Origin of the sequence: Marinilabilia rubra, assembly GCF_003121985.1 — a bacterium.
Taxonomy (GTDB): Bacteria; Bacteroidota; Bacteroidia; order Bacteroidales; family Marinilabiliaceae; genus Marinilabilia; species Marinilabilia rubra.
The window spans coordinates 166,295-186,444 of sequence record NZ_QEWP01000010.1 but is presented as its reverse complement, the minus strand read 5'-3'; the positions used below and the strand labels follow the sequence as shown (position 1 = coordinate 186,444).

12 protein-coding genes are annotated in these 20,150 nt (G+C 39.7%); 2 read left to right on the top strand and 10 right to left on the bottom strand.

Translation table 11 applies throughout. From position 1 onward, the window contains the following. The first annotated feature begins 110 nt into the window (after nucleotides 1-110). Nucleotides 111-929, top strand: a complete 819-nt coding sequence (locus tag DDZ16_RS13305; RefSeq protein WP_109264969.1) for an SDR family oxidoreductase — start codon at nucleotides 111-113, stop codon at nucleotides 927-929. Nucleotides 930-1,175: 246 nt separating this feature from the next. Further along, the gene (locus DDZ16_RS13295) at nucleotides 1,176-2,333 is read left to right on the top strand and encodes a metallophosphoesterase (RefSeq protein ID WP_232526678.1); all 1,158 of its coding nucleotides are present in this window, start codon (nucleotides 1,176-1,178) and stop codon (nucleotides 2,331-2,333) included. On the opposite strand, the gene DDZ16_RS13290 is transcribed toward DDZ16_RS13295, so the two are convergent. The 10 genes from DDZ16_RS13290 to DDZ16_RS13245 form a co-directional block, all read right to left on the bottom strand. Further along, nucleotides 2,330-3,457: a sugar transferase gene (locus DDZ16_RS13290; protein ID WP_109264967.1), complete on the bottom strand. Its 1,128-nt coding sequence runs from the start codon at nucleotides 3,455-3,457 to the stop codon at nucleotides 2,330-2,332. The genes DDZ16_RS13295 and DDZ16_RS13290 overlap by 4 nt on opposite strands. Nucleotides 3,458-3,896: 439 nt before the next feature. Next, nucleotides 3,897-5,405: a T9SS type A sorting domain-containing protein gene (locus DDZ16_RS13285; protein ID WP_109264966.1), complete on the bottom strand. Its 1,509-nt coding sequence runs from the start codon at nucleotides 5,403-5,405 to the stop codon at nucleotides 3,897-3,899. A 617-nt stretch (nucleotides 5,406-6,022) separates the two neighbouring features. Then, nucleotides 6,023-7,174 carry an MFS transporter gene (locus tag DDZ16_RS13280; protein WP_232526676.1) on the bottom strand — a complete coding sequence of 384 codons (1,152 nt, stop codon included), beginning with the start codon at nucleotides 7,172-7,174 and terminating at the stop codon, nucleotides 6,023-6,025. Nucleotides 7,175-7,287: 113 nt separating this feature from the next. Continuing rightward, nucleotides 7,288-8,838, bottom strand: a complete 1,551-nt coding sequence (locus tag DDZ16_RS13275; protein WP_109264965.1) for a sulfatase family protein — start codon at nucleotides 8,836-8,838, stop codon at nucleotides 7,288-7,290. A gap of 40 nt (nucleotides 8,839-8,878) precedes the next feature. Further along, nucleotides 8,879-11,707, bottom strand: coding sequence for a glycoside hydrolase family 2 protein (locus DDZ16_RS13270; RefSeq protein ID WP_198416720.1), 2,829 nt, complete (start codon nucleotides 11,705-11,707; stop codon nucleotides 8,879-8,881). Between the two features lie 239 nt (nucleotides 11,708-11,946). Beyond that, nucleotides 11,947-12,846, bottom strand: a complete 900-nt coding sequence (locus DDZ16_RS13265) for a carboxylesterase family protein (RefSeq protein WP_109264963.1) — start codon at nucleotides 12,844-12,846, stop codon at nucleotides 11,947-11,949. A gap of 432 nt (nucleotides 12,847-13,278) precedes the next feature. Continuing rightward, entirely contained in the window at nucleotides 13,279-14,262 is a 984-nt protein-coding gene (locus DDZ16_RS13260; RefSeq protein ID WP_109264962.1) for a carboxylesterase family protein, read from the bottom strand. 400 nt (nucleotides 14,263-14,662) lie between these two features. Continuing rightward, on the bottom strand, nucleotides 14,663-16,822 hold the full coding sequence (locus tag DDZ16_RS13255; protein WP_109264961.1) for a sulfatase-like hydrolase/transferase: 2,160 nt from the start codon (nucleotides 16,820-16,822) through the stop codon (nucleotides 14,663-14,665). Between the two features lie 287 nt (nucleotides 16,823-17,109). Continuing rightward, complete coding sequence (locus tag DDZ16_RS13250; RefSeq protein WP_109264960.1) at nucleotides 17,110-18,564, bottom strand: IPT/TIG domain-containing protein; 1,455 nt, start codon at nucleotides 18,562-18,564, stop codon at nucleotides 17,110-17,112. 56 nt (nucleotides 18,565-18,620) lie between these two features. After that, complete coding sequence (locus tag DDZ16_RS13245) at nucleotides 18,621-19,877, bottom strand: hypothetical protein (RefSeq protein WP_109264959.1); 1,257 nt, start codon at nucleotides 19,875-19,877, stop codon at nucleotides 18,621-18,623. Nucleotides 19,878-20,150 lie beyond the last annotated feature (273 nt).

Sequence of the window (20,150 nt, the reverse complement as noted above, 5' to 3'; positions counted from 1 at the left end):
CTGCTAAGCAAAAATAATAAGCCACGCATCAAAATATAATGGTTCTTTATCGGCAGAATCTATATCTTTAAAATCGAGTTACAGACAAACTTGATAATTCAGACCTTTTAATGAAGACAAAAAATTTACTTATAACGGGTGCCTCCTCCGGTATCGGCCACGAAACTGTTCGTTTCTTTGCCGCCCGTGGCTGGAAAGTAGCCGCTACAATGCGTAATCCCAAAAGAGCCGGTGACCTTAATAACATACCCGGTGTTGCCATATATACGATGGATGTTACCCAGCCGCATAATGTTGAGCAAACATTAGAAAAAGCATGGCAGGATATGGGTGGCATTGATGTGGTTGTGAATAATGCCGGATATGGGGCTTTGGGAATTTTTGAAGGTGCGGGCGACGAACAAATCATCCGCCAAATGGATACCAACCTTTTGGGAATCTTGCGAGTTACCCGAAATATACTCCCCCTCATGCGTCAGCGGGGAAAAGGGACCATTATCAACGTCTCATCTATCGCAGGGCGGATGGGATTACCCATTTATTCCCTTTACAATGCCAGTAAATTCGCGGTGGAGGGCTTCACCGAAAGTCTTTTTTATGAATTGCACCCCTTTAATATTAAAGTCAGATTAATTGAACCGGGGCCTGTGAAAACAGATTTCAACAATCGGTCGAAAGATGAAATCCTGCCGCCGGATGATGACAAATATATTGCTTTATCTCAGAAAGCCACCCATTTCTATAACCACTCCTTTAAGCATGCAGCCAAACCGGAAGTGGTGGCACGTACCATTTACCGGGCAGCCACATCAAAAACCAACCGCCTGAGATTTCCTGCAGGCTTTCAGTCATGGCTTTTTCTTTTGGCCTACCAACTATTACCGGGCAGCTGGTTCCGCTGGTTGACAAGGTTTTTGATAAACATCTAGCGAACCAAATAGTGGCATAAATGTTTTCCTTTTCTATTCCTGGTATTTTTAAGCCGGAACTGCTGAAAAAGTTAAAAGGGCAAAATTTACAAGCCTGCCAATCGAAGGAGTATTGAAATACTTCGAGATTGCGGTGGTGAAGTAAATTTTGTTCTGTTGATTAGCGATTTTCGAATTATCAAGTGCAAAGAAATCCGGGTGTGATGAAAATAACCTTGCACCTAAGAAACTGTTTAAACCTTTTTCATGGAAAAAAGTCAATACATTATGTTTTTTGCTATAGTACTCACCGTTCAGGTTCTTGTCAATCTATATCTGACTGTTCGCGGCTATCAGGCTCTAGAGGCCTATCCCAAAATCAGGCCGTGGTTTATTGCTTTCATGGTATTAGCCACTTTTTCTTACATAGTGGGGCGCATTCTGGAAAGAAACATGTACAATCCACTTACCGTTTCGTTACATTGGCTGGGCGCATTCTGGTTTGCAGTAATGCTTTATGCCACATTACAGGTGTTGCTCATTGATATTGCCAGACTTTTGGATTTGGCCATCCCTTTTATCCGGAAAATAAGTGGCCCGGATTATCCACGTTTCAAATTCATTGTTGGTGCCATAGTTGCAGGCATCACCTTCACTGTCATTACAGCAGGGCACATCAATGCCTGGCATCCGAGGATTGTAAATCTCTCCCTTGAAGTTCCCAAAGATGCCAACGGTCTCAAAACCCTTCGCATAGCAGCAGTGAGTGATGTGCATCTGGGAACCATTATCGGTCCTCGAAAAACGGCCAAGCTCGTTAATACCATCAACAGCCTGGATCCCGATATCATACTGCTGGCCGGGGATGTTCTGGATGAAGATGTTGGTCCGGTCATCAGCCAAAATCTGGGAGACTCTTTACGAAAACTGAAAGCCCCTATGGGCATTTATGCCTGCACGGGAAACCATGAATACATTGGTGGCGGCGAACCCTCCATTAAATATCTTCAAGAACACAACATCAAGGTTTTGAGAGACACTTCCGTGCTGATCAATGACGCTTTTTACATCGTTGGACGTGAAGATCTTCACGCCAGGCACAACACGAAGCACCCCAGAAAAGGGATTGACGAGTTGATGAACGGAACCGATATTAATATGCCGGTAATACTGCTTGATCATCAGCCTTATCATCTGGACTCGGTCATGAACAGAGGTATTGACCTGCAAATTTCAGGTCACACGCATCACGGACAAATGTGGCCTTTTGGCTATATCACGAACAAAATTTACGAAGTCAGCCGTGGCTACAAAAAGAAAGGTGATACCCATTTCTGGGTAAGTACAGGATTTGGAACCTGGGGACCACCGGTTAGAACCGGAAACAGGCCTGAGGTGATGCTGTTTGAATTAAAGTTTAACTAGTGCTGATAAATAACACGGTCAAGTGTATTAAGACATGACCGTGTTTTTGACACATCACTCTTTGTGGGACTCCAACCCGCCAAAATCGGTTTTACATTCTCCTCTTTGGGGGTATTTTTTTCTTTCGAAGGATCATAAAAGGCTTTGTGTATGATATAACGAAGGGTATTTATTAAAATTTTTATATCCATCCAAAAAGTAGGATTGTTGAGATAAATAATGTCATAATACAGACGATCCATCATTTCTTCTATGCTGGTAGCGTATCCGTATTTTATCATTCCCAGGGAAGTAAGTCCGGGTTTTTGCTGATAAACAATTTTGTAATACGGTATTTCCTGTGCCAGAAAACGGGCAAAAAATGGCCTTTCAGGCCGCGAACCAACCAATGCCATGTCGCCTTTTAGTATATTCCAGAATTGAGGAAACTCATCAATATGCCAATAACGAAGGATTTTGCCTGCCCTGGTGATTCGACTATCATCTGATCCCGACAATTGAGGTCCGTTTTTTTCAGCAGAAACACCCATCGTTCTAAATTTATAAAGCGTAAAAGGACGTGCATTTTTACCCAGTCTTGTTTGCTTATAAAAAACCGGTCCCGACGAGGTTATTTTAATAAACAGAGCTATGAAAGGCAGAAAAAATCCCGAGAAGATGATGCCAATTAAAGCAATGACTTTGTTTAATACTTCCTTCAAAATTCGCTGGATAACTTTAGTTCTATCAGGAAATAGTGTGATGTGTGGCAGGTCTCTGATATTATCGATACACATAAGTCCGGAGAAAAGGCTTAGATCAACAGGTATTAATTTTATAATAATACCCGAAAGTTTAAGGCTGAGAAGTAATTCCTGAGATATTTCGCTTCCCGGAGGATAACCTATTATAATAAGCTCATCTGTGGGATTGTTATCGAAAGAAGAAGAGAATTGCTCAACCTTGCCTGCATAGGGGAAAGTTAACGGGATTTTTTGGTCGCAGAAATATTCGAATTGGCTGTATTGATAATATTTCAAGTATTCCCGGATACTCGATAATATTATCTCATTGGGAATTTGAAAAAAGAGCAGCACCAATTTTCTGTTATGCCTTGCTTTTCGGTTGGTCTTTGTAAATTTCATTCATTCGTATAAATATATTCTCAACTAATGTGCTGTTAAATTCTTGTTGTTAATGATAGGTTTATCCTAATTCATAAAATCTAAATATCCCGAACTAATTTTTTATCTGTTTTCCTTTTTCCTGGCTAATCTTTTTTGCCGTAACTTCGTCTATGCCTGTAAATATTGTCTTGAAAAAAGAAACACTGAATCAAAAATTTTAAACAACTAAGAGTTTGGCAATAAAGATGTTTTTTATACGGGGCTCATCCATTAAAACATATAAAAGGGGCTGACTCAAAACAGTTGAATGATCGCATTTTTTTCTGAAGAAACCAGGAAATAAAAACTTTCACCTGTATTGATTTTTTTTCTTTCATTAAATGCAAAACTCTTTTGAGACAGCTCCTTGCAAAAATCTCATATCACACTAAAGCCGGGATTGTGTGGCTTTAGTTTATTACTTAATCAACAACTTGGACATAAAGACAGCTGATTCGGTCTTCACCTCAACCAGGTATACCCCTGCCTGAACGTCAGCAACATTCATTTCACTGGTACTGAAAACCTGCTTAATAAGTTTGCCGCTAAAATCAAAAAGGCTAATATTCAAAACCTGCTTTTCACTATTTACCTTAAAACTGGTAGTTGCAGGATTGGGATACAACGAAACCTGAGTGCCTTTTGCGATATCATTCAGAGCAGTCGGCGTAGCATTGAGTTCGTAAGAACCTGCATCAGGAGAGCTATCACGAGTATAACCTCTGGCATCATTCGAAGGCATAGTAACTGATGTAGAGGCAGTACAATAATCAACAGAGGTAGCACCCACATTTAATGTCAATACATTTACCTTTCCGCCTTCATTGGTAAGTGAGGTTGCAATTCCGGCAGCTGTAGCTGTTTGCCCTTTCAAATTATTCTTGCCAAAACCATCAACGACAGCAGGTGCTGCCTCTAATCCACCTAACACACAATTTACAACATCCAGTGTATTGGGATTTGTAAAATCGATGGCCTTTTCACCAAGATCATCAGCACTTACAACAATGGAATTGTACAAACTAAAGTGAGGACCGGTGGTTGCATTTCCATTCGCAAACGCAAGTCCGGATTTAAACAGATCAGGACAAGTATTATAGGCTACAGTACAATGAATCATGTTAAAGGTAACATTGGTTTCCCCAACTGACAAACTACCATTAGATCCCTGATAATCCACACCCACAACAAGACCGGCTCCACCTATAACCGCTGAACTATTGTTGGTAATCGTTACATTCTCAAAATTGGCAGTTATGGTATATTGATCGCCATATTGATTATTACCATCAACAACAAATCCACCTCCTTTATTCAGTGTACTTGCGTTATTATTAATCAGAGAGTTTTTAACATTAACAGTTGCATCAATACCTGCAGCATTATTCGGAGCTATGAAGAGCCCACCCCCATTGCCAGGAAATCCACTGTTTATAGCAGTATTGTTCTCAAAGGTACAATTGTTAAAATCCACATTCGAACCACCTGTATTAATACCACCACCATTTTTTGTTGTGGTGTTATTACTTATTGTTACATTATTCAACGACAATAAACCAGTTACCTTATCTGCAAAAATTCCACCACCATGAGCAGTGGCATTTCCATTTCGTATGGTAAGGTTTTCAATAACAACATCTGAAGCACCGTCCTCACCGGCAACGTGAACTACACGACCCGTTGCAGAAGCCTGGTCGGCAGCTGCCTGAATAATGTCGGTAGCAGGATTGGTTCCCCGTAAGGTAATATTTTTAAAGATGGCAATCGTTTCAGTGTGCACACCGGTAATGTCGATTACATCACCAGCAGAAGCAGCAGTGATGGCCTCTTGAATAGTCCCAAAATTAGTAGTACCAATCTTTACTGTTTGTCCAAACACTGAACAAACAAGCATTAACGAAAAAAGAGTTGCAGTAAATCTTTTCATAACATACAATTTTTAAAAATTTTACTTAAAATTAACTTCACTCCAAAACTAATCCCCCACCAACTTTCGGCGGTTTAAATATTGGTCATATACTTCTAATTTTAAGCAACGCGCACTAATTGAAATACTTAAATACCAAAAAATCTATAGAACAGCGCTTCTGAAAAGATTATTTGCGCATAAAGGATGTTAAAGCAAGAAGTCGTGAATATTAAGATGTGGTAATCATATCGACAAACACTTAAGTGCAAGGTTATTTCACTTCACAATCGGATTTCTTTGCACTTGATAATATGAAAATCGCTAATCAAAAGAACAAAATTTACTTCACCGCCCAAATCTCGAAGTATTTCTATACTCCTTCGATTGGTCGGCTTGTAAATTTTGCCCTTTTGACTTTTTCAGCAGACTCTAATTGAAGTTTCAACGCCAACTTTTAAAACAGACAATAATTATAGCTCACTGTTTTACAATAGTTCGTTAAAAAAAGCTTAAACGCGAAGACGCAAAGTATTTATTATGAGGTAGTTGCGCATTGGCGCGCAATTTACATAAACCTTTAACTATCAAGTAGTTCTAAAAGTTTAACGGAGTATTGTTAAACGTCCTTTAGAAAATCACTCCTGAACCTTCACAATACAAGAAGTAACAAGCAAGTAGCCCATCGCCAAAAGAATCACAAGCATTCCTCCAACCTGACCGATGGCATCTGATGCAAGTCCCATCAGTGGAGGCAAAACAGCTCCACCGGCAACCCCCATTATCATTAGCCCTGATATTTCATTGCCACGCTCGGGCCTCTTTTGGAGCGCCATGGAAAAAAGGATAGAAAATATATTGGCCAGAGCAAAACCAATTATGCTGACCATTACAAGTACTAAAACCATACTATAACTAAAAAGCAAAACAATCATGGCAGCAATGGCGGCCATCATGCTGAATTTAAAAAAACGCATGGCAGCGAATCTTGCCAAAAGAATGGCACCTGTAAGCGCTCCTGCCGTGCGGGCGGCAAAATAAAGGCTTGTACCAAGTCCCGCCTGCTCTAATGGCAGGCCTATTCGCTCCATTAAAAACTTGGGAGTAGCCATATTCATACCTACATCAGCACCCACAACAAACAATATACCCAGAAACAGAAGCAATACTGAATTGTCCTTTAAAAGACTAAAAGCGGCGCCGAAGGAGGTGGTTTGTTCAACCTTCTCATCATGAGGAATGGGTGTAAACCATAACCACAAAGAAGAAAGAAAAATAATAACGGCAAATATGGGAAACAAAAGCTTCCAGTTGCCCAGTGAAGCGGCAGCAAAACCGGCAATAACAGGTCCAAGAAATGATGATATGGCTTTGAGAAATTGCCCGAGTGTAAGTCTACTGGTCAATTGCTCTTTCACAACCACATTTGCTACCAACGGATTAAGCGAAACTTGTAATATGGTATTTCCAATACCGAGTAAGGCAAAAGCAAACAAAATCACACCATAACTGTAAGCCAATAATGGAACCAACATGGCAACAATGGTAATAACCATACTCAGCAACACGGTATTTTTGCGTCCTATCTTATTCATCAACAACCCCGTGGGAACCGAAAAAACGGCAAACCAGAGAAAAACCATCATGGGTAATAAGTTGGCAACACTGTCGCTTAAACCAAAATCTTTTTGCACATAACTTGTAGAAATACCAACCACATCGACAAATCCCATGATGAAAAAGCCGAAAAGAACCGGTAATACCTTTGATAAAGAAGTATTTTTACTCATATATATTCTTTTTTGACTAAAATCCAAAACTTTGCAGGCAAATGGCCGACTGACTCGTCCGCCTTGTTCGTTAAAAATATCCGGGCAAATATCCTGATTATCGTTTTATATAATCACCGATGATAGGTAGAAGTCGCCTTCATTTCTGCAGTGTCCCCCACGGCAATGCGCTTTTGCTCAAGCTCCTGTTTCATTTCAGCTACGATAGTACCGTAAGCTTCATCGGAATAAACATTATGCATTTCGGAAGGATCTGCTTTGAGGTCAAAGAACTCCCACTCATCGATAGTATAAAAATGAATCAGCTTATAACGATGGTTGCGGATTCCATAATGCGGTCGCACCATATGCCAGTCAGGATAAGCCAGATAATGATAGTATATATTCTCCCGCCAGTCATTTACCATCTCCCCTTTAAGGAATGGTAAAATACTGCGCCCCTGGATGTCATCCGGGATAGACAGACCTGCCATATCAAGGAAAGTAGGTGCAAAATCTATATTTTGAACCAATTCATCGTTCTTTTGGGCTCCTTCCATGATGCCGGGCCATCTTACAATTAAGGGCATACGCAGCGATTCATCATACATCCAGCGTTTATCATACCAGCCATGCTCCCCAAGGAAAAATCCCTGATCGGAACTGTAAATAACGATAGAATTCTCTGCCAGCCCAGATTCCTCCAAATACTTAAGCACTCTCCCAATTTCCCGGTCCATGGAAGTAACCGATCGCAGATAATCTTTCACATAACGCTGATACTTCCATTCTGTTAACTCATCTCCCGAGAGATCGGCCTCATAAAAAGCTTCATTCTCCGGTCCATAAGATGCCATGAATTGCTCCATCTGCGCCTCGTTCATGTAATCCGGTGGAACCAGTTTCAGATCTTTCTCATCCATATGATTGGCAATCTCCATTTCCTGTTCCGTAAGCGCAGAAGACCGGGTGGAATAATCATCGTAAAAATTATCAGGCAAAGTCAAATCAATATCTTTATAAAGATCATATTCATCAGGTGCCGGTACCCATTCGCGGTGTGGAGTTTTATGAGAATAAGCAAGAAAAAAGGGTTCTCCGGAATCTTTTGACTTTTCCATCCAATCGATAGCCCGGTCGGTTATTAATGAAGCAGTGTAACCAGTCTCTGGTTCTTCTCCTTCGGGAGTACCAAAAACCGGATTGTAATAGGTGCCTTGTTGCCCCGATTGTGTTAGAATACTCCAATCATCGAACCCTGTTGGATCGCTAAACAAATGCCACTTCCCGATCCATGCCGTTGTATATCCCCCGTCTTGCAAAAGCTTGGGAAAAGTTTGCTGGGCTCCATTAAATACGGTATCGTTGTTCAAAAGACCATTTAAATGACTGTGCTTCCCGGTAAGAATTGAAGCCCGGCTTGGACCACAAATAGAGTTGGCACAAAAAGTATTCGTAAAGAGCATGCCACCTGAGGCCAGTTTATCCAAATTCGGTGTCTGAACATGTTTGTGCAATTCGGGATTATTGTGTTTTGGTCCATAAGCCCCAATGGCACCAGTGGTATGATCGTCACTGAAGATAAAAATAATATTGGGCTTTTTGGTCTCTTCCTGTTTTGAAGCGCAGGAAGACAAAAGAGCAATAAATATTAGTCCAATTATTTTAAAGAAGTTGGAAATCATAGATTTGAATTTTAATAAAAAGTAAATATGCGTCTCAAAACTACATTGAAAGCAAGGTTTGTGTATTGTTGTTGTATGATTCAACTGTAATTTTTGAGTCCTTTAAACTCAGATTATTCAGTTCCAGTTCTACAAACCTTGACTCACCAGGAAATAATGTAAAATATCCTTCAGTAAAAATTGCTGGTAGTTGTATTTCACCAGAGGCCTTATCCCGCAAGTTGAACTTAACGTTTAAGGCCGGGGATTCTGAGGTATTTTCTATGGTAAAACCAATTTTATCCTCTGTAACCGATACTATCTTTCCTGAAAACGCAGCTTCAGACAAATCATTGAAAGCTTTAAATCGTCCCTTATCTGAAGAGCTCTGCCAATATTCATTGACAGACAGACGGTCATCGCCATCAAATAATTCTAACCTTAGAAGATAAACAACGGGTAAATTCTCCGGTATTTGGGGTTCAAAGCAATCCGTGATGGTATTTTTTTCAAGATCAATCTCTTTCTTCCTCCTGAAGATCTCTTTTCCTTTCAGATCCAACACCCTCATCTGTGCTGTTAAGCCTTCGAGACTGTTTCGGGTAGAATTTATGGCAATAATTTGCCCATCATCCTCATTTCGCTGAATATGAAAAGGCTCACATGCTGCCTTTGACCCATAATAAGAACCAAATGTCTCATAATCCCAGGAATACGTTTGCCATACCAAACTTGGCCAGGCGGGATGGCTCATCCACAGCAAAATACCACTTGCATTATTCCACATTTTGCTATTCCAACTCTCAAATATAGCCCGGTGACTTTCATAATTTATAAACTGAGCCCTTTGAGCAAATTCATCAAGATTATTACTTCTGCCATAACGTTCTCGTATTTCAAGAACATATTTAGGCTGTCCTCTGTGAAAATCGTGATAATGCCAGGTATCGCTTATTGGCCACTGATCGGCTTCCGGAATAAATTTTCGCATGGAGGCAGCAGTTGGCAAAGAAGGCGTCCCTACTTCCGTGGAAAAACCACCTGATATTTCATCATAATATTTAACCGGGGGTACATAGCGCCAGGGTCCACTGGGTCTTAAATTCAGGTTCCTGGAATTGCCAATATAGTGACGGGATACATCCTCCTCTGAAATCATTTTAATGAGCAGATTCTCAAACTCTTCAGGGGCATATCCCTCATTTCTTGGACACCAAACAGCAATAGAAGGATGATTCCTAAACTTTCTCACAACATCAATAGCATTCTCCATAAAAAGATCGTAGTCATTGACATTTAGATTATATCCTTCAGTAGAGAGCCAGAAATCGTTCCAAATAAGCATTCCATACTCATCTGCCAATTCATAGAAAACTTTCTCAGTGCTTTCTCCGGTCCAATTACGAATCATATTAAACCCTGCTGTTTCATGCAATTGAAAGTAAGGCTCTAACCTGTCTCGGGAAACGCGTTTCATACCATCATCCATTCCCCAGTTTCCACCCCGGATAAATATTGGCTCTCCATTCACTTTTATGGTAAAAAAGGGATTATCGGAATCATTTTCTAATAATTTCAAACCTTCCGAATCGGCGTTTTTTAAAGTAGGGACAGAGGTGCCTTTTCCCACATCCACACGGTTTACATTGTCAAACAATATTTCGCCATCAGCCAATAAGGGATTATACTCTACACGGTTTATTTCTGAACCTTCAGATACACCTAACTCATAGGATAATTCTCTAATTCCAAAACGAACATTTTCAATATCCGACAATTTTTCTCCATCCCAAACATTCAACTCCAAAAAATATAACTCAGGACTGCCATAACCATTAGGCCACCAAAGTCTGGGACTTTTAAATTCCAAATCCGGATAATCTTCCGGTAAGAATGAAATATCCTTTTTCTCAAAAGGCTTTAAATTGAGCGTCTTCTCTATCCTTACATCTTCAATTTTACCAAAAAGTTTAACTTCCTTTTCAGTATTACTTTGGTTTATCAATGTGGCATTAATACTCAATTCAGCTCTGGTTGTATCCGGTAATAGCAAATCTGTTATCACCTGAATGTCAGTGGCAACAACATCACCGGTAAATTCAATAAATACATTTTGCCAGACTCCGATATTACGATCCCTTATTCCCGGTATCCAATCCCAACCTTCTGAAGATATAAAAGTTGGCCCATCTAAACACAGCTGCCCACCATTAGGACCTCTTCCGGCCAACTCAGACTGTTCATGAGGAATACCAGGATTATGAGGAGGTTTAATATTAACAACCAACACATTTTCGGCCTCCTCCTTTAATAGTTCTGTTACATCAAACCTTTTTTGCCTGAATGCCCCTTTTATTCCTCCTAATAATTTTGAATTAAGGATAATATCTGCTTCATAATTTATTCCGGCAAAATTCAGCCAGACTCTTTCATCCGGATCACGTTCCCTTGGTAAATTAAAAGATAAACGATACACCCACTCCATTCTTGAGAGCGCCTCTGGTATCAGCAAGTTATTTAATCCAAAATAAGGATCCGCATAAACCCCTTCATTTACCAGGGTTGTTAAAACCGTTCCAGGAACTGTTGCATCATACCAATCGGAGGTGCTATAATCAGCATTAAAAATGTAGGCCGAATTGAACTGAACATCTGTTAAACTGGAAAGTTTCCATCCCTTTTCAATTAAGAATTTATTTCTTTCTACCTGGAGAAAGCTAAGTTGATTATCTTTTTCTTCAGATGGCTTCTCCCCTTCCACATTTATTTCTGTTCTGGATTTTGGAAGGGTTTCCGGATCTTGCTCCTGACGGAGTCCAAAATTTAACTCCTGCGCATTTACTTGTAATGCACACAAAATGCAAAAAAATGCAATAATAGGGAACTTCATAACACTCATATTTTTTCAAAACAACCACACAAACCCCATGGATATCAAGAATATAACATTTCCTTCACCCAAAAAGTATTAATATCAGTTTATGCTTTATTTTTTAAAGATATTTTTAATGTATGAATTCTTATGCAACCCAGAATTCACAAGAACAGCAGTGCGACTTGAAGAAATTCTAACGAAACATAAGAATTCAAAACAGATCTCAAAAGATAAAACTTAAACCATTTCTCAGCCTATTCGCGTTTTTGAGAAAACACCCATTCAATTAAACCGGCTTCTTTATAGGCTTTGTACCATGATTCATGCCCAACATTGGGATATTCGGTATATTTCACCTTCGTGTTTCCGGCCTCCTGTAAAGCTTGAACCATATCTCTGGAACCTTTTGGCAAGATGGTTTTATCGTCTGCACCATGAAAAGCCCAGACAGGCATATCTGCAATAACAGAAACTTCAGAAGGAAAACTCCAACCACAAACAGGAGCTATTGCCGCAAACTTATCCGGATTGCTCAGGGCAATAAACCAGGTTCCGGTTCCCCCCATAGATTGTCCGGTAAGGTAAATCCTTGTGGAGTCAATACCATATTGTTCAGGAATAGTCTCTAACAAGTCCATTAACATTAAATAGGAAGAAGAAAGGTTAACGTCATCCAATGATTTGGCCCTTCCGTCACCACTTTTTGATCTGCCTACCCATAGCTGGTTCTCGGGGCATTGGGGTGCCAGCACGAAAGAGGGGTGTTTTTCCTGGACTTCCGATTTCACAAAAGCCAGCGCACCTGTCATATCTTTAATTTGGGAAACATTATCACTCCCCCTTCTTCCTGCTCCATGTAGAAATATAACCAGGGGATACTTCTCCCCTTCCTGATAACCTTCAGGAGTATACAGCCTAACCGGGAGCGGGTAAGTGTATTTGGAATTACGGTATTCCATGGCATTATAACCATATAGAGCTTCATCATCTGTAGCTTCTAACGATCCTGTCTCTTCGACCAATTCCGTCTCTTCTTCTATTTCTTCATTTTCCAGAAGGCTGGCAACATCTTTCTCATCACAAGCCATTACAACAATAGAGAAAAATAAAATTAGAAATAAGAATCCCAGTTGTTTGATTTTTTGTGTTTTCATGCGTTTAAAATTTTATAATTACCTGATAAAAAATCAATTAAAATTTGAAAACGAATTGAACTGCTTCGCTCTCACATTATTTTTTTTAAACCTATTCTTTTCCAGAATAAGCGGGACAAGTCGTACTATTTATGCTAAGAAATATCACGCTCGTTTCATGTATTATATAATTACAATAGCCGGCAAAATCCTGCAATACACTCCCAGCCAAAAACTTACGATCTGGCGGTTTTTTTTGAATATTCCCCTCGTGTATCCTGCTGAAAAATACCATGATTGCAGCCTAATTAGTGCCTGTTCATAAAGGAAAAATTACTACGCGATCACCTTCCCGGAAACTACGCATCTCCGGGAAGGATAAACCTTGTAACTAACACTTTCTGAACGCATACATGGCCACTAAGAATTTTTTATCTACCTGGAAGACGGAAATTATTCACGTTTTTGTGAAAAGATCCATTCAACTATATCCACTTCGCCATTATTATCAGCATCTTGTGTATATGCCTGTACCCATGAATCATGACCCACATTGGGATATTCGGTATATTTCACCTTCGTATTTCCTGCCTTCTCCAATGCTTTCACCATTTCCCTGGAACCTTCAGGTGTAATGGTTTTATCCTCTGCACCATGAAAAGCCCATACAGGCATATCAGCAATAACAGAAGCCTCAGAAGGAAAACTCCTTCCACAAACAGGAGCTATCGCTGCAAACTTATTTGGGTGCGTCAGGGCAAAGTACCAGGTTGAAATTCCTCCCATTGACTGACCGGTAAGATAAATCCTGTCTGAATCAATATCATATTTATCCAGAATCTCTTTCACTAAACCCTTTAACATTAAATTAGCGGAAGACGGTTTAATATCTTCCAATGACTTGGCTAATCTGGCCCCACTATAAGATTTGCCGACCCAATTTTCAGTTTTCGGGCACTGGGGTGCCAGAACAAAAGAGGGATGTTTTTCCTGGACTTCCGATTTCACAAAAGCCAATGCACCAGTCATATCTTTAATTTGGGAAACATTATCACTCCCCCTTCTTCCTGCTCCATGTAGAAATATAACCAGGGGATACTTTTCTCCTTCCTGATAATCTTCAGGAACAAATAGTCTGTAAGGAAGATCATAATTTAAGTTACAACCACTATATTCCAGGGCCCTATAACCATATAAATTTTCACTATTGTTATAGGCTGATACGGTATCAGCTGAAGCACTGGTTACAACTGCATTATTAACAGACGAAAACAGAGCCAATGACTGAGTTTGATCCTCAACGATAATATTTGCAGATAAAACAACATCATTGGATTTGACATTGTCATTACCGGAGTTATTTCCTGCATTTGCAGTAAATGAAAAAATTAGAAGTAGAGACAGAAGTCCTGTCCGATTAAATGTAATAGCTTTCATATTTTTTTATTAAAATAAATGGAAAATAATGTTGTCTATACCTTATCAATAGATCGTTAGACTTTTAGATTTAAGATGAATAATATTGAAATTCTGCATATTAACACAAACCAGCCTCTATTTGCAAAAGGTTAATTTTAAGATCGTTACAAAAGCTTACCGGACTATTACCTTATTAAAGCACTCGGAAAACCTCAAAATTGAAGATGTATTATAAAAGATTATAGGATGAATTAGAATTCTATCCTGATTAATACACTGCGTTACCAGGTTCTGCATTTTTATTTGCCCAAACGAGCCCTAACTCATGCAGACTCCTGTCAATCATTATATTATGCATATCAAAAATGATTTCTGCTTTGCAAAAAAAACCAACGCAGTGAACTGCCACAATTGAAATCTATTTTCGCTTTTGTGAAAACATCCATTCTATCAAATCCGCCTCTCCATTATTGTCAGAGTCTTCTGTGTATGCTTTTTTCCATGATTCATGTCCGACATTTGGATATTCAGTATATTTCACTTTAGTGTTTCCAACCTCTTTCAAAGCCTTCACCATTTCTCTGGATCCCCTCGGCAGAACGGTTTTGTCATCTTCACCATGAAAAGCCCATACAGGCACATCAGCAATCGCTGAAACTTCAGCAGGAAAACTCCATCCACAAATTGGAGCAATAGCCGCAAACTTCTCAGGATTACTCAGGGCGACAAACCAGGTTCCAGCGCCTCCCATGGATTGCCCGGTTAGGAATATCCTATCAGAATCAATGCCATACTGGTCTTGAATATTCTGTACCAACTCCATTAACATTAAATAAGCAGAAGAAGGTTTGACATCTTCCAAAGTTCCGGGCCTTCTTTTACCACTGTATGTGGAACCTCTCCACTTTTCATTCCGGGGGCACTGTGGCGCCAATACAAAAGATGGATTTTTTTGCTGGACTCCCGGATCCACAAATGCCATAGGACCCGTCATGTCTTTTATTTGGGAAACATTATCACTCCCCCTTCTTCCAGCCCCATGCAGAAATATTACAAGGGGAAGCTTTTCCCCTTCTTCATACTTTTCAGGAACATAAAGCCTATACGGAAGATCATAATTGTAATTGCCATTACTGTATTTCATGGCTCTATAACCATATAAATCTTCATTTCCCTCATCTGTCAACACAGTATCCACTGAAACGATGCTTTGTTCATATTTGATTGAAGGCTTCTGCCACAGAATTGCACCGGCTCTTCTGATATGCTGAGATTGTATATATTTCAGTTGTTCAAATTTCCTGAGAGACGGATCCAGAGGATTTTGTTCTTTGGGATCCCTGGCCAGATTAAAAAGTTGTAATGGTTCAAAAGGAGTATTTTGCAATAGTTTAAAATCCCCCTGCCTTGTAGCGTAATAGCAGAGACCACCATAGACCACTCCTTCACGGCGCATAAAATAAACGATTCTGTCTGAGGTATTTTGTGGCTTACCAATTAATGTTGGATATAAACTTAACCCATCAACCTCATTTTCTATATCTACACCCGTAATATCTAGCAAAGTGGGATAAATATCCATCGTCAGGCCCATGTTTTCAGTTTGCGTTCCTCTCTGGATCTGATTCTCCCAAACAAAACAAGTAGGCACTTTGATTCCGCCTTCATACATATCCTGTTTGCCTCCACGAAGAGAGCCGTTAGAGGCACCATGAGGAAGACTCCCCCCATTATCGGAAGAAAAAATCACAAGCGTATTATCCAACAAACCGTTTGATTCCAAACCATTCAATACACGGCCAATGGCATCATCCAAATGTTCGACAAAGGCCACATTTTTCGCTCTGAGACCGGAAAGTTCCGGCTCCCTTTGCTGAACTTTTTCAAGCCAGGCTTCGGGTGGCTGGATAGGAAAATGAGGGGCATTATAAGCCAGATAAAGGAAAAAGGGATTGTCCTTATCTTTGGCCTCCTGGAAATAATCAACTGCCCAATAAGAGAAAATATCTGTAGCATGACCTTCGGGTTTAATCACCTTATCGTTTAAACGCATGTAATTTTTGCCATGCCGTAAATGCGTCCAATAATCATCCATCATATCTCCCAAAAATCCGTGAAAAAGGTCAAACCCTCTTTCGTTGGGTGTATTGGGAGATTCCAGACCAAGATGCCATTTTCCAATAATGGCTGTTCTGTAGCCTGCTTTTTTTAGCATCGTGGGAAGCGTGGCCAGGTCTTCCCGTAAATACCCCCAGCTGTTGGTTTCGTCTGAACGAACTACACCCGGAACACCTGCAATGTCGGGATAACATCCCGTTATAAGACTTGCTCTTGTAGGTGAACAGACGGTACTGTTGGAATAAAAATTAGTAAACTTCATTCCCTGACCAAATAGCTTATCAATATGCGGGGTTTTAATATCTGTACCTCCGTTTATTGACAAATCACCATATCCCAAATCATCCACAAGAATTAACAGGATATTAGGCTGCTTTTTTGTTTCTTCCGAAGCACCCCAGCAACTGACTGAACTAAAAAACATTGCACAAAGGATGATGCTTTTCATTACACCTTTCATAACCTTTTACTTTTACGTATTTAATACTTAAAAACCAGTAGTATCCTAACCTGGCTAAGCTAGAACCAAACATGAAAGAATCATTATTTGGAAATAAGTTGAAATATCTCGAAACAAATAGACACTATTATATTTCAAGCATTTACGAAATATTTGTTTCATAATAAGAGCCCACACTTTTTTGCATTCACATTTTGCCAAAAAAAACACGAATATTAGGAGTAAGAGCCTAAATATCTTCCCAAGTAATCTATTGGGAAGATTTATAAATTAAACAGGCTGAATGGTTAATAAGGATTCTTAAACCTGGGAACAGCCCAATTCAGATATTCTTGCCGGGTGGGCAAACGATTCAATTCTTTCTTTTGCGTGGAAACCCAGATTTTGGCATCTTCATAAAAATTCGAGAACGTGTAATACAAGGGCCACTTTTCATTTTGATCATCAATCAACCACAGACCCTGTTGAATTCCATTATGAATTTCATTATTGTACATTTCCCAGTAAAGAATAAAAGGAGCTCCCCATTCAAAAGCTTTTGCCATATTCTCCCGGTTTCTTTCCTCATGCCGGGATTTGGAAAAATTTAAAGCCTTGGCCTTTATTCCCATTTCACCAATAAAAACCCTTTTTCCTTCTATTTGTGGCTTCGCAGGTAATTTGGTCTCAATATAATCCAATACAGCAACATACTCCGATTGTGGCAAATTCTGAGCGTCATAAGAAGAATAAGAAACATAATCAACATTCGTATGAGGGAGCACTTTATTGACAACCCTGGACTGCCCTTCCATTGCATCAACCACTCTGTTCACTTCACAATACGAAAACACCTTTACATTTTGATGGTCCGTAATTCGAATAGCTTCCTCCATCGCGTTTTGCCTGCATTCATACCACTGAATCATTCTTTGAATCTCCTCATCAGAAGGTACTCTGGTTATGTTTCCGCTCCCAAGGAGCATCCAGTCACCTTCCCAGTTTCCCAAATAGAATTCCTTCCCGGAATCATTATAGTTCGTTAATAAATAAGTAGTTAAATCAGCAATTTGAATCGAATCAGCAACTCTTTCTGCCGCAGAATATCCATCCTTCCAATGCTTTGAATTATTTGCCCAGAAAAAATAATAAGTAAAAGGCATATCCATAACTTTTTTGAAGGACGGATGATCCCTAACCAACTCAACTGCAGAAGCCTGCCTGTTTTGAACTATATCAGCATACTTTGATGTATTCAACGAAATTTTTAATATATTGCTTCCCATTTCCAATATAGCTCTGGCTGTCTCAACCAGCATATCTTCCTGTGTAAAGCTATAAGTTGGCCCAATAGTCTGCGTTCCTGCGGAATAATTAAAATTCAACACCTCAGGATCTGTAATATTAACCTTCTCTTTCACCGTAAAGTATTGAGACGAGGTAGCTGTCAGCGTATCTACTTTTACTTTAATTTGATATTCACCGGGAGCAATTCCAGCCGGAATCGTAAATGTCAATTGATTAAAATCTGCAGAAGCAGCGACTGTGCTTTTATCACCTACATAAACAGTATTATTGCTCGTGTAATTGCTGAAATTACTTCCGGTAATAACAACCTGGGTTCCCTCACGACCGGAATCAGGAGAAAAAGAATCTATTACAGGTTGATTTATAGCTGGAATATCATCGTCACTCTCATTGCCGCAGCTAAGCAAGCCCAAGAGTAAAACAATAAGTATAGATATATTAGTTATGGTTTTCATAAGCGAAATTTTAAAAAATAAATTCTAATGTTGATAAGTCCATAAGCGAACTGGAATCACTCAATCTTTTCCCCGGAATTTTTCAAAAGTTTCTCAAAATACTGCCCAACAAAACTCTGAGTCCCATCCGGACGTATCAGCCAAAAACCCCTCATCTCATCTGTTTTGCGTGTCTCCAGAACCCTTCTGAATTTTTCATTTTTAGGTTCATTACAATACAACTCCCACTGAATAATATAGGGAACATCGAGCGCCAGGCAAACCCCGATATAGGTATCCCAACGTTCAATTACAGCATCTTTTTCTGTAAGACCTTCGTAACGTTGTTCAGGGATGCCGATTTCACCGAGAAATACAACCCTGTCTCCGTTCATATATGGTGTGGGTTTCATTTGATTTCTTAAATATTCAATCCCCCGAAACAAATCGGTACCATCAGGATCCATCCCGTCATAACTGGACCAGGAAACCATATCCACTTCAACATTTGGGAGAACATAACTCGCAATTCCGGGAATACCCTTCATGCTATCCAATACCTTATTGGCTTCAATGGCATGGTAAACCTTGCATTTACTGTTCGGATTTTCTGCTCTGGCCCTGCTAACACCTTTTTGACGCGCTTCAAACCATTTAGACATGGCATTGACACGAAGCATAGAATCTGCAGGAACAGCGACAGTATGTCTCTGGCCATCTACAGCATCAATCGGTTGACCAGGATTCCTGGACCAGCGTGCATGGCTTCCCGTTCCTCCTCTAAGCAGCCAATCACCCTCCCAGTTGTGCAGAATAAAGTTAACTTCTCTGTCTTTATATTTTTTGAGAAGATATTTTGTTAATTCGTATATCTGCTTTTCTTCTCTGGCAACACTTTCCGGGGTTGTCCTTAATCCAGCTCCGCCAACACTTAGTGCAATTGTAGAAAAAGGCATATCAAAACATGTTTGATAATAAGGGTGCTGAGCAAGTTCTTTCAGCGTAACATCCTTCGAAAGGTCCCAGTCAGAATTATATGGATATTGCCGCTCATTTTTGGTCAGCCACAATTTTATTACCCCATAACCCATTTCCGATAACTTCCTGGCTCCTTCAATAATGTATGGTTCATCGGTGAAATAATATTTTCCTCCCACATGGGTCGCTCCCAATCTGTGTTCAATATCTGCAGGAACTCTATATCCTTTCAGAGGCCGGTGCTTTTCAATAATTTCAGTAATGCATTCGTCAGACAATTTTTTTTGCTGAAGGTCTTGCCCCCATGCTAACGAAACAAATGAAACTATTAATAAAAAAACGATAAGTGATTTCATATTATTTTATTCAATGGTGAAAATTACAATTGGAAGATCCAGCACTTTCTAACCTCCACATTTTGGACAAAAGAGTTCACCATAAATTTTTATTTCCCTGCAGTTCAAGCACACTAACTCAAGATCATTCCACTTTAAAAAGCGCTTTATATCAGGACTATAAAAAACATCTGCTTCTAAAAATATTAAGATAGATGTATTAATAAACCAGGCTAAAAAATCCTCATCCGCTCAAAATCAAAATACTATTCTTCACACCCTGCCCGATATCAG

Bases quoted from the DNA above. Each gene is read 5' to 3' on its own strand.
- DDZ16_RS13285 (WP_109264966.1), bottom strand. From the start codon at position 5,405: ATGAAAAGATTTACTGCAACTCTTTTTTCGTTAATGCTTGTTTGTTCA.
- DDZ16_RS13260 (WP_109264962.1), bottom strand. From the start codon at position 14,262: ATGAAAGCTATTACATTTAATCGGACAGGACTTCTGTCTCTACTTCTA.
- DDZ16_RS13265 (WP_109264963.1), bottom strand. From the start codon at position 12,846: ATGAAAACACAAAAAATCAAACAACTGGGATTCTTATTTCTAATTTTA.
- DDZ16_RS13275 (WP_109264965.1), bottom strand. From the start codon at position 8,838: ATGATTTCCAACTTCTTTAAAATAATTGGACTAATATTTATTGCTCTT.
- DDZ16_RS13255 (WP_109264961.1), bottom strand. From the start codon at position 16,822: ATGAAAGGTGTAATGAAAAGCATCATCCTTTGTGCAATGTTTTTTAGT.
- DDZ16_RS13250 (WP_109264960.1), bottom strand. From the start codon at position 18,564: ATGAAAACCATAACTAATATATCTATACTTATTGTTTTACTCTTGGGC.
- DDZ16_RS13290 (WP_109264967.1), bottom strand. From the start codon at position 3,457: ATGAAATTTACAAAGACCAACCGAAAAGCAAGGCATAACAGAAAATTG.
- DDZ16_RS13305 (WP_109264969.1), top strand. From the start codon at position 111: ATGAAGACAAAAAATTTACTTATAACGGGTGCCTCCTCCGGTATCGGC.
- DDZ16_RS13245 (WP_109264959.1), bottom strand. From the start codon at position 19,877: ATGAAATCACTTATCGTTTTTTTATTAATAGTTTCATTTGTTTCGTTA.
- DDZ16_RS13295 (WP_232526678.1), top strand. From the start codon at position 1,176: ATGGAAAAAAGTCAATACATTATGTTTTTTGCTATAGTACTCACCGTT.
- DDZ16_RS13270 (WP_198416720.1), bottom strand. From the start codon at position 11,707: ATGAAGTTCCCTATTATTGCATTTTTTTGCATTTTGTGTGCATTACAA.
- DDZ16_RS13280 (WP_232526676.1), bottom strand. From the start codon at position 7,174: ATGAGTAAAAATACTTCTTTATCAAAGGTATTACCGGTTCTTTTCGGC.